Origin of the sequence: Streptomyces bobili (genome assembly GCF_002154575.1) — a bacterium.
GTDB lineage: Bacteria > Actinomycetota > Actinomycetes > Streptomycetales > Streptomycetaceae > Streptomyces > Streptomyces bobili.
Map to the genome: position 1 here is coordinate 1 of NZ_MUBA01000596.1, position 9358 is coordinate 9358.

7 protein-coding genes and 1 pseudogene are annotated in these 9358 nt (G+C 72.5%); 2 read left to right on the forward strand and 6 right to left on the reverse strand.

What is annotated here, in order from left to right; all coding sequences use genetic code 11:
- Nucleotides 1-71: 71 nt before the first annotated feature.
- From BZL64_RS34500 to BZL64_RS34515, 3 genes and pseudogenes are all read right to left on the reverse strand, one after another.
- On the reverse strand, nucleotides 72-281 hold the full coding sequence (locus BZL64_RS34500; RefSeq protein ID WP_086773021.1) for an aroma-sacti cluster domain-containing protein: 210 nt from the start codon (nucleotides 279-281) through the stop codon (nucleotides 72-74).
- Nucleotides 278-976, reverse strand: coding sequence for an iron-containing redox enzyme family protein (locus tag BZL64_RS34505; RefSeq protein WP_086773022.1), 699 nt, complete (start codon nucleotides 974-976; stop codon nucleotides 278-280). Before BZL64_RS34505 ends, BZL64_RS34500 begins: the two co-directional genes overlap by 4 nt.
- Before the next feature lie 443 nt (nucleotides 977-1419).
- Nucleotides 1420-2496: pseudogene (locus BZL64_RS34515) on the reverse strand (radical SAM protein); the annotation flags it as partial.
- A gap of 407 nt (nucleotides 2497-2903) precedes the next feature.
- Here BZL64_RS34515 and BZL64_RS34520 point away from each other — a divergent pair.
- Complete coding sequence (locus BZL64_RS34520; protein ID WP_086773023.1) at nucleotides 2904-4793, forward strand: AfsR/SARP family transcriptional regulator; 1890 nt, start codon at nucleotides 2904-2906, stop codon at nucleotides 4791-4793.
- Nucleotides 4794-5095: 302 nt separating this feature from the next.
- On the opposite strand, the gene BZL64_RS34530 is transcribed toward BZL64_RS34520, so the two are convergent.
- Nucleotides 5096-5989, reverse strand: coding sequence for a helix-turn-helix transcriptional regulator (locus BZL64_RS34530; protein WP_086773024.1), 894 nt, complete (start codon nucleotides 5987-5989; stop codon nucleotides 5096-5098).
- Nucleotides 5990-6259: 270 nt separating this feature from the next.
- Here BZL64_RS34530 and BZL64_RS34535 point away from each other — a divergent pair, with 270 nt between their 5' ends.
- Complete coding sequence (locus tag BZL64_RS34535) at nucleotides 6260-6445, forward strand: hypothetical protein (protein WP_086773025.1); 186 nt, start codon at nucleotides 6260-6262, stop codon at nucleotides 6443-6445.
- A gap of 59 nt (nucleotides 6446-6504) precedes the next feature.
- Here BZL64_RS34535 and BZL64_RS34540 read toward each other — a convergent pair whose 3' ends face one another.
- Both BZL64_RS34540 and BZL64_RS34545 read right to left on the reverse strand, forming a co-directional pair.
- The gene (locus tag BZL64_RS34540) at nucleotides 6505-7065 is read right to left on the reverse strand and encodes a GNAT family N-acetyltransferase (protein ID WP_086773026.1); all 561 of its coding nucleotides are present in this window, start codon (nucleotides 7063-7065) and stop codon (nucleotides 6505-6507) included.
- A 541-nt stretch (nucleotides 7066-7606) separates the two neighbouring features.
- Nucleotides 7607-9358: S8 family peptidase (locus BZL64_RS34545; RefSeq protein WP_279634644.1), on the reverse strand; the 1752-nt coding region annotated here is incomplete at its 5' end.

Genomic DNA, 9358 nt, shown 5'->3' on the forward strand with positions numbered 1-9358 from the left:
GTCCGGGGGTGGTTCGGGGCACCGGGGGCACCGGGGGTGCCGGGAGTGCCTCATCCGTGCGGTCCCCGTCATCAGAACAGCGCTCCGCCGGCGATCTCACTGTGCGCCTGCACCTCCGGCTCGGCCGCGTCCAACCGCTCCTTCAGGCCCAGCAGCAGCGTCAGTTCCTCGGCGCTGAGGTCCCGGAGCACCTCCCGCTGCTCGGCGGAGAGGCTGTCCAGCGGGAACCCGGCGTCCTCCAGCGCGCGGAGGCGGTCGCGATCGTGCGCGTGGTCATTCATGGGCGCTCTCCGATTGGGGTCGGTGCCGTGGCAGCGATGCGGTCGAACAACTCGGCGAGGGCGGCGACCGTGTGCAGCGCGCTCACGGCGACCAGGGAGCGCTGCCCGGCGTCGAGGGGCAGCCGGCCGATCAGCAGGTCCAGGTCCGCGCTGTGCCCGTCGTCGAGGTCCGCGTGCAGGCGTACGGTCTCGAAGGCGGCCGGCGACAGCCCGGTCTCCCGCGCCAGCCGGCCGGCCAGGCCCGGCGCGGGGGCGTTGCCCTCCAGTACCGCGATGTAGCCGAGGAGGGCCACCGGATGGCTGTGCTCGATCCAGTAGTACTGCGCTCCCACCAGGGCGGCGACGTGGGCCGGCGCGGCGGCGTCGGTCAGCTCGCCCGGCGCCGTCCCGGACGCGGCGGCATCGGTGAGCAGCCAGTCGTCGTGGCCGCGTTCCTCCTCGGCGTGCGCCCGCAGGTAGCGCGCGAGAGGCGGTGCCACCGGGTCGTGCGGCAGCGCCTCGCAGCGCGCGGCGGCACGCTCCATCAGCGGGACCGAGGCGCGGATCACCTGGTGCATGGCGCACAGGTAGCGCCGGTACCGGCCGGGGAGCCCCGCGTCGCTGCGCCACATGCGGGCGGCGGCGGCCCGCACCACGGGCTCCACGAGGGACAGTTCGAGGCGTAGCCGCGCGACGGTGGAGGGGCTCGGGCTCATGCAGGACCACCACCCTCCTCGTATTCGCGACCGCTTTCGCGACTGCCGTGGCGACCGCACTCGGGGGCGGGGGTGTCCGCCGGGCCGGTGCGGCGGCTGGGCGCGTCACCGGTTTCGCGGCTCGTTTCGCAACCGGGTTCGCGGCCGGTTTCAGGACCGGCTTCGCCGCCGCTTTCGCGGCCGGTTTCAGGACGGGCATCGCGGCCGGTGGCGCAGCCGGCTCCACGGCCGGTCTCAGGACCGGCATCGCCGCCGCTTTCGCAACCGGCTTCACAGCCGGTCTCAGGACCGGCGTCGACGCCGCTTTCGCAACCGGCTTCACAGCCGGTCTCAGGACCGGCATCGCCGCCGCTTTCGCAACCGGCTTCACAGCCGGTCTCAGGACCGGCATCGCCGCCGGTGGCGCAGCCGGTCTCCCGGCCGGACTCCCGTCCGTCGAGCAGCACGAGGGGCGCGTACCGCTCACTTCCGTACCGCCGCAGCAGCGCCGCGGCACCGGCGTCGCGCTGGAGCCGGGCGCCGAGCGCGTCCATCGCGCCGGCCGCCGGACGGGACCCGGACCGTTCGGCGGCGGCCAGCGCCGCGGGCCGCCGGGCCAGGGCGCGGCAGCTCGCGCAGGATCCGACGCCGGCGGTACGGATGGTGCGCAGCACGGGTGACTCCTGGCAGCGGCGCCGTATCCGCGGCCAGTCGTCCACGGCGATGTGTCCCAACCGCAGATGCTCCGGCAAGGGGCGGGCGTCCACCACACGCTGGTTGCAGCAGGCCGTGACGGTGCCGTCGAAGGCCACCACCGGCCAGGCCGCCATCGCGCACGGCGCCGGCCGCCCCTCGGCGGCGGTTCCCTCCCCGGCCCGCTCGCTGGCCCGCTCGCTGGCCCGCTCCAAGGCTTGCTCCCCGGCGCCTCGGAGCGGAACCGTCCGCGCGGCCGTCCACCCCGCCGCCCGCCCCACCTGCCTGACGTGATTGACGAGTACAGCCGCCTGGTCCCGGAATTCTGCGCGAATGGACGCGGTGATGTCCACGAGATAGGGATCGTCCACCGAATTGCCCACCACGTGAAAGCTCACATCGATTCCGCTGTCCATGATGTGGTGCACCGCACGGAAAGCCGCCGCCCGCGGCACTTCACGTTCGTGAAACACGTCGATGCTCGCCGAGAAATGGGCGACGTGCCGAAGTGCGCGCATGATGCGGTCGGGTACCGGTCCCTCGGTCGCGAAGAACATGCCGCTGAGCACAGACGTCCGAGTTCCGGCCGACGCGGCGAGTTCCGCGAGGTCGCCCACGAGCGTGGGCCGCAGCAGTGGCTCGCCGCCCGTGAGCATCAGAACCTCCGGACGGTCCCCGGCGGTGAAGCCGCCGACGAAGCGGCGCAGCGCCTCGGCCGGGGTGTCCTCCCCTCGCGGCCCCGACGAGGTGGAGCAGTGGGCGCAGCTCAGCGGGCAGCGCCTGGTGAGGGTGGCGAGAAGCCCGGCAGCCGGCACCGGACGCAGCTCGATGATCTCCGCCAGCCGCATCGCGTCACCTCCGTCGGGTCTCCGGGACCTGCGGCGTCAGCGTGCGCGCCCCCGGTTCGCGGGCGGTTGGTGCCCGGTTCGGGTCCGGTACGCGGCGCGGGGTCGGCCCGCTCGCCCCGGAGGTCGGACACGGTCAGTCACTTCATCATGTTATGCACGCTTATTTACCGTTTATCCCAGCGGGTGCGTTGCTGCATGCACCTTGAACCACCCCCGGCGCCATGGCCCAGCCGCCGGCTTGTGCCCATGCTGTGAAGGCGACAGGGAATTCCCTCTGCATTCCCAAGTGTTCACGGCTCCTCGCGAATTACCTCACCCCTGACAGCTCCCCGGAGGCTTTCGTGTACGGAATTGTTCTCCTCGTCCAGAACTCCGACGACACCGGCTGGGGAAGGGGCTGAGGGAAAATGAGCGACACTTTCACGGAAAGCCGCGGCGGGGAGACCGGTCCCGGCATTTCGCGAGAGAACGCCGACGTCGGCCGTGGCAGCGCCCGCAGCCCTTTGCTGCTCACCCTCCTCGGTCCGCTGCGAGCCTCCCGCGACGGTCTGCCGCTGCCGCTGGGTCCGCTGAAACAGCGCCTCGTCCTGGCAGTCCTGCTCACCCGCCCGAACATGCCCGTGTCACTGGAGGAACTGACCGACGCCGTCTGGCCGGACGATCCGCCGCGCACCGCCCGCAAGAACCTCCAGGTGTACGTCTCGACCCTGCGCCGGGTGCTCGACCCCGAGGACCTCGGCCGGCTGCGCCACGGTCCCGGTGGCTACGTCCTTCATCTCGGCGCGGACGAATGCGACACCCTGCGCTTCGAGGATCTGGCCCGGCGCGGGGACGCCGAGGTGCGCGCGAGCGCCCCGAGCCGGGCCGCCCCGCTGTACCGCCAGGCACTGGCCCTGTGGCGCGGCGAACCCTTCAGCGACCTCGCCGCCCATGCCGATGTGCTGCGCGCCTCCGTCGAGCGACAGCACGCCCGGCGACTGACCGTGTACGAGGCCTGGGCGGAGGCACAGTTGGAGACCGGCGAACCGGCACCGGTCGCCGACACGGTGGACGAGATGGTGAGCCGCCACCCGCTGCGGGAGCGATTGCGCGCCGCCCAGCTCACCGCTCTGCACCGGGTCGGCCGCAGAACGGAGGCGCTGGCCGCCTACGACGACTGCCGTCAGCAGCTCTCCCGGGAACTCGGCCTGGAACCCGGTGCGGCGCTGCAGAGCGCCTACCGCTCCCTGCTGGAGGAGGTGGCCCCGTCCCGGTCCCGGGGCGGACCCACCGGGTCCCGGCTGCTCCCTCCGGACCTCACCGACTTCACCGGGCGGGAGGGGGAACTGGAGGACGTCAGCGTTCAGTTGGGTCGTGAGGGCGGCCCCCCGGTGCTCCTCACCGGCCCGGCCGGCGTCGGCAAGACGGCACTCGCCGTGCACGTCGCGCACCACCTCGCCGCTCGCTACCCGGACGGCGTGGTCGCCACCCGGCTGTGCGCCGAGGACGGCTCCCCGCGCCCGTGGGCGTCGGTACTGGCGGAACTGGCCCGTTCCCTGGGCCGCACCGAGCGGCTGCCCACCGACCGGGAGGAGGCCACCACCGCCTGGCGCTCCTGGCTGTCCGGCCGCCGGATCCTGCTGCTCCTGGACGACGCACCCGACGTGACGGCCCTCGACCCGCTCCTGCCGCCGTCCGGCACCGCTGCCGCGCTGGTCACCTCCCGAAGCCGGCTGCCCTGTCTTGAGTCCGTGCACCGGACCGAACTGCCGCCGCTGTCCGTCGAGGAGGCTCTGCATCTGCTCGGCCGCATCGTCGGGCACAGCCGCGTGGCCGCCGAGTACCCCGCGGCCACGCGGATCGTCACCGCCACCGGGTTGCTCCCGTTCGCCCTGCGGGCGGGCGGGAACCGCCTGTCCGTGCTGCGTCACATGCCCCTCGGACAGTACGCGGACCGTCTCGAACATCCGCTGGAGGCCCTGGACGAGCTGGCTTCCGGCGGGCTCGGGGTCCGCGCCCGTCTCGCCGGCGCCTGGGCCCGGCTTCCCTCCGCGACCCGCGACACCCTCCATGCCCTGGCCGCGCTGCCGGGCCCGGCCTTCACGCTCTCCACCGCAGCCCGCGCCCTGGGCTCGGACGGAAGGCACGCGCAGCGTGCCCTGGAGGACCTGATCGACGTCGGCGTCCTGGCTCCACCGTCCCGCCCCGAGGTGACCGCGCACGTGGCGTCTGGCCCCGAGGCTGAGCGCTACGAACTTCCCTGGCTGACCCTGCTGTTCGCCCGGGAGCAAGCGGCGGCGCCGGGAACCGGGCGGTAGGCCGTGTCGGCCAGGGCGAACCCGGTCCGACGCGGCGCCAGGGCCCGTCCCCGAACGGACCGAAGCACGGCGGCCGGGCCTGCCGTCCGACAACCGGCTCCGGCTCCGGCACCGGCTCCGGCACCGGCACCGGCTCCAGCTCCGGCTCCGGCTCCGGCTCCGGCTCCGGCACCATCCGGCACGATGCGGACCAGGGAAACCGGGCCGCCCACGTCCACTCCGAAGCGGACGGCAGGCGACCCCGAGAACTCTCCCCGTTCTCCGCGCTCTCACGGTTCTCAGGGTTCTCTCCGGTGAGCTGCTCAGGCGCCCCCCGGAGCCGCCGCAGCCGGGCCGGAGGACTGCACTCGGGCCAGATAGCCGGCCTGGAAGCGACTGGCCGCACCCAGCTGCTCCATGATCTCGGCGATGTGCTTGCGGCAGGTGCGCAGCGACATCCCCAGCCTCCGGGCCACCATCTCGTCCTTCATGCCCTCCGCCAGCAGCCGCAGGATGGCCTGCTTCACCTCGTCCCGCGCCGAACTCTCCGTCCAGGCCGGGTGATAGGGCTCGGCCAGCGACCAGGCGTGGTCGAAGGTCGCGCACAGATACGCCACCGTGGACGGGTCCTGGATGACGATGGCCGCGTCCAGATCGTCCTGGTGCGGAATGAACACCGTCTCCTCGTCGAAGGCGACCATCCGGCCGAAGAGTTCGCTCAGCGTCCTGACTTCGGCCCCCTCGTCGGTCATCCGCCGCGCGTACTCCTGCGTGGGCAGGTGATAGCGGGCCGTGTGCTGGTACAGCGTGCGCATCCGCACGCCCCGGCGCAGCATGTCCCGGTCCTGGATGAACGCCTGCTCCAGCAGTGCCGGGGAGCGGCCCCCGCCGGGATGGCAGGTGCGCACCTCCTGCCGGCACCGCATGGTCGCCTCGGTGATCATTCCCACGACCGTCTTCAGGTCCGTCACCTCCGTCAGCGGCGCCCGCCCCTGCCACCGGCGCCGGCCCTCCGCGTAGAAGGGCGCCAGGAGTGCCAGCTCGCCCCGCAGCCGGTCGATCTCGGCGAGCTGCCGGCGCAGGCCCGCCTCCCTGGGCGCCACCAGCGCGGCGATGGCCGCGTCCGGGGCCACCGGCACCAACCGGTCCGGCTCCTCGGGCAGGTGCCGCAGCAGCAACAGGTCGGTCAGGGCCGCGACGGCCGAGGCCACACCCATTTCCGGGAGCCCCAGTGTCGCGCCCAGCGTGCTCGCCTCACACGATCCCTGATCGCTCACCCACCGGAACACCCGGACCGCGTCCTCGGACAACCGTGTGCCGGACACCGTCCCCCCAGCCGCTTCGCGAAGACCCGGTAACTGGCCGTCCTCAGCAATGCCGCTCACCCAACCCCCTCATCAGCCAGATGATTCCGCCCCCAGCTCGTACTGACGTCCATTGTTCAGGTGCGCGGTGGATATGCCCAGACCTCCCAGGAAGGAACCACCGTGGAACGGACGAAACGGGCACTAGCCCTGCTCCTCGGCCTCGCCGCCCGCCGCCTCGACCGCCGGACCCGGCGACACCCCGCAGACGGTGCCGGGGACACCGCCCGCGAGATCCTCAACCAACCCCCGCGACCGGTACGCGGCGACGACGACGGCACCGCGACCACGCCCACCCCCCACTGGTGACCGGTCGGCGGTCAGCCCTCACGTCGGCGGAGAAGTCCTCCGCACAACAGGTCTCGGTCCTAGCGGCCGGCCGTCGGGTGCCACTCGCGGCGGAGGAGGCCGAAGACCCAGGAGTCGGAGACATCGCCGTTGACGACGCAGTCCTCCCGAAGGGTGCCTTCGCGGACGAAGCCGAGCTTCTCCAGGACCCGGGCGGACGCCACGTTGCGGGTGTCGGTCTCGGCCTGGACGCGGTTCAGGTCCAGGGTGTCGAACGCCCACCGCAGGACGGCGTGAGCGGTCTCCGTGGCGTAGCCATGGCCCCACGCGGCGGCTTCGAAGACGTAGCCCAGGGACGCGCTGCGGAAGTCCGGGTTCCAGCTGGTCAGGCCGCACCAGCCGATGAACGCGCCGTCGGAGACGCGGTCGACGGCCACCCGCGCTCCCGTGCCTTCCGCCTCGATCGTCCGGCAGGTCGCGATGAAGCGCTGGGCGCGGGCCGGTTCGGTCCACGGCGGGGAGTCCCAGTAGCGCAGCACGTTGGCGCTGCTGTGCAGCGCGTACAGCGACGCCGTGTCGGCGTCGGTGAACGGCCGCAGTCGCAGGCGCGCGGTATGCAGTTCGGGGGTGGGCAAGGTCATGCGGAGCATCCTGCCGCGTCACGCTCGCCCCCGACCATCCGTTTATCCGGACCGTCGGAGGGCGCGTACGTCCGCGGCGGCGCCCGACGCACCGGAGGAGCGGTGAGACCTCAGTACCGTGCCGGCACGGCGAGCAAACGACGACCGTACTGGTACGCCCTCGGGACACCGACCAGCCTCGTCCTGTACCGGACCGCGGACGGATGGAGGTACGCCGTCCACGTACATGGCGATGCTCGACAGGACCACCTCGGCGCTCCCTTCCGCCCAGCCGTCGCCCGTGCCCGCCCGGACGGTCAGTGCGGACGCGGCCCTGCGGCTCCTCAGGGAGACGCAAGGTGAGTTGGACACCGGCCCCGGGCCGTCCGCGGCCTTCCTGGACGCTCCGGCACATGGGCCCCGACCGCGGCGTACACCGCCGCCGAGACCCATGTGCCCTCTGCTGCCCAGCAGTTCGCCGGCCCGACTCGCCCGCGGCCCGCGGGCGGGGAGTTGTCGCCGGCGCAGTGCGTGCTCTACGCGGGCGGTGCCGGGCCCTGCGCTAGAAGGTCAGGTTCCAGGCGTCGATCTTGCCTGTGTCGGAGGCGGCGTTGTCGTTGACGCGCAGCTTCCAGGTGCCGTTCGCGACCTCCGAGGAGGCGTTCACGGTGTAGGTCTGGGCGAGGTTGTCGGCGCTGCCGCCGGCGTGGTTGTGCAGCGTGTAGACGGTGCCGTCCGGCGCCACCAGGTCGACCTTCAGGTCACCGATGTAGGTGTGCTTGATGTCCACACCCACCTTGAGGGTGGCCGGGGCGTTGCCGGTCACGCCGGTGACGGCGATCGGGCTCTCCACGGTCGCGTTGTCGTTGATGGCGAAGTCCGCGAGGTTCTCGAAGTACTTGCCGGGCGGCGGGGTGGTCCCGACGGCCTTGAGGGCGTCGACCTGTCCCTCGCCGAAGAACGAGTTGTTGGCCGTCGTACCCGTGCAGCGGCTGTCCGAGGAGCAGGCGATGTCGTTGGCCTGGGCGGCCAGCTTGGCGCGGATCTGCGCCGGGGTGATGCCCGGGTTGGCGCTGGCGATGAGTGCCGCCACGCCTGCCACGTGCGGGGTGGCCATCGAGGTGCCGCTCTTGCTGCCGTAGCCGCCGCCGGGGACGGTGGAGTACACGTTGCTGCCAGGCGCGGCGACGTCGATGACGCCCTGCCCGTAGTTGGAGAACGAGGCCTTGGTGACGCCCGTGCCGTTGGCCGCAACCGTGACCACGCCCGGCAGCTCGGTCGGGATGTCGAGGCAGGCGTTGGTGATGGTGCGGGTGACCGGCGTCGAGTCGTTCGGGCTCGCGGAGTCGGTCGTCTTGTGGGCGAGGTCGTAGTTCTCGTTGCCCGCGGCGGCGATCTGGAGGGAGCCCTTGCTCTCGGCGTACTCCTGGGCGCGGTTGACGCCCTCGATGATGGCGGCCTGGTCGATGTTGTCCGGGCAGTTGAACTGCCACGGGTCCGTGTAATAGCTGTTGTTGGTGACCTTGAAGCCGTGGTCACCGGCCCAGACGAAGCCGCAGATGGTGTTCTCGGCGAAGAAGAAGGCGTTGCCCGGCTCGGCGACCCGGACCGCGGAGATCGTCACTCCGGGGGCCACGCCGACGACGCCCTTGCCGTTCTTGGCCGCGGCGACGGTGCCCGCTACGTGGGTGCCGTGCGTGTCGACGTCCCGCCAGGCGCCGGCACGGGTGTCGGGCTTGCCGTAGGCGCAGGAGACCGAGTCGGCCGCGTTGAAGTTGGGCGCCAGGTCCTGGTGCTGGTCGTCCACACCGGTGTCCAGGATGCCGACCTTGACTGCGGCGGAGCCCGGGTTCACGGCCCAGGCCTGGTCGGCCTTGATCTGGCTCATGTCGGCCCGGACCGGTTCTCCGGCCGGGGTCGAGGCCTGAGCCGGATTGGCCGGGAGTGCCGGGTTGTAGGCGTCGGCCGGGACGTCCGAGGTGCGCGTGGCGCCGACCTGCTGCACGCCGGCGACGCCGCGCATGGTGGCGGCGAATCCGCTGGACGCCGAGTGGGCGACGATCACGCCGATGGCGTCGAAGCTCGAGAAGACGGTGCCGCCGTTGGCCGCGATCGCGGAGCGGACCGCCGAAGTGTCACCGGGGGCGGCGATCACGAGGTAGGCACGTGTGCCGGCCACCCAGGCCGCACTCTGGGAAGCGGGCGCGGCGGCCGGAGCGTGGGCCTTGGCGGCCGGCACGGTGGAGGGGACGACGGGGAGCGTGCCCGCGAGGGCGCCCGGGGCACCGAACGTGAGGGCGGCGCCGAGCGTGGC

Excerpts from the sequence above, each read along its gene's own strand:
- BZL64_RS34505 (WP_086773022.1), bottom strand. The coding sequence starts at position 976 with ATGAGCCCGAGCCCCTCCACCGTCGCGCGGCTACGCCTCGAACTGTCC.
- BZL64_RS34500 (WP_086773021.1), bottom strand. The coding sequence starts at position 281 with ATGAATGACCACGCGCACGATCGCGACCGCCTCCGCGCGCTGGAGGAC.
- BZL64_RS34540 (WP_086773026.1), bottom strand. The coding sequence starts at position 7,065 with ATGACCTTGCCCACCCCCGAACTGCATACCGCGCGCCTGCGACTGCGG.
- BZL64_RS34520 (WP_086773023.1), top strand. The coding sequence starts at position 2,904 with ATGAGCGACACTTTCACGGAAAGCCGCGGCGGGGAGACCGGTCCCGGC.
- BZL64_RS34530 (WP_086773024.1), bottom strand. The coding sequence starts at position 5,989 with ATGGGTGTGGCCTCGGCCGTCGCGGCCCTGACCGACCTGTTGCTGCTG.